The following is a 1174-nucleotide window of genomic DNA, read 5'->3' on the forward strand; positions in this document are numbered from 1 at the left end:
ATTTTAGCTACCACGCCAGCGCCTACTGTACGGCCACCTTCACGGATAGCGAAACGTAAACCTTGGTCCATCGCAATTGGGTGGATTAGGGATACAGTCATTTTAATGTTGTCGCCAGGCATTACCATTTCCACGCCTTCCGGTAATTCGATAGTACCGGTTACGTCAGTTGTACGGAAATAGAATTGTGGACGGTAACCTTTGAAGAATGGAGTATGACGACCACCTTCTTCTTTGGATAATACGTACACTTCAGATTCGAAATCAGTGTGTGGAGTGATTGAACCCGGTTTCGCTAATACTTGACCACGTTCGATTTCTTCACGTTTTGTACCACGTAATAATGCACCGATGTTTTCACCTGCACGACCTTCGTCAAGTAATTTACGGAACATTTCAACACCGGTTACGGTTGTTTTCGCTGTTGGTTTGATACCTACGATTTCAACTTCATCACCAGTACGGATGATACCACGCTCTACACGACCGGTTACTACTGTACCACGACCGGAAATAGAGAACACGTCTTCAATTGGAAGAAGGAACGGTTGGTCGATTGCACGCTCAGGTTCAGGAATGTAAGTATCTAATGCTTGAGCTAATTCAAGGATTTTTTCTTCCCATTCTGCTACGCCGTTTAACGCTTGTAATGCAGAACCACGAATGATTGGAGTATCATCACCTGGGAAGTCATATTGAGAAAGAAGTTCACGAACTTCCATTTCTACTAATTCTAATAACTCTTCGTCATCTACCATGTCGCATTTGTTTAAGAATACGATGATGTAAGGTACACCTACTTGGCGGCCTAATAAGATGTGCTCACGAGTTTGTGGCATAGGACCATCTGTTGCTGCTACTACTAAGATAGCACCATCCATTTGCGCCGCACCGGTAATCATGTTTTTAACATAGTCGGCGTGCCCCGGACAGTCAACGTGTGCGTAGTGACGGGTTGGTGTGTCGTATTCAACGTGGGACGTGTTGATGGTGATACCACGCGCTTTTTCTTCCGGCGCGTTATCGATTTGGTCGAATGCACGAGCTGCACCACCATAGTGTTTTGCTAATACGGTGGTAATTGCTGCTGTTAAAGTGGTTTTACCATGGTCAACGTGGCCGATTGTACCCACGTTAACGTGCGGTTTTGTACGTTCAAATTTTTCTTTAGACA

General features: G+C 45.0%; 1 protein-coding gene. It reads right to left on the reverse strand.

Features of this window, described 5'->3' with window-relative positions; all coding sequences use genetic code 11:
• On the reverse strand, nt 1–1174 hold a 1174-nt coding region (gene tuf / locus QZ106_RS00060; protein WP_021615146.1), incomplete at both ends, for an elongation factor Tu.

This window comes from uncultured Aggregatibacter sp., assembly GCF_901873365.1.
GTDB lineage: Bacteria > Pseudomonadota > Gammaproteobacteria > Enterobacterales > Pasteurellaceae > Aggregatibacter.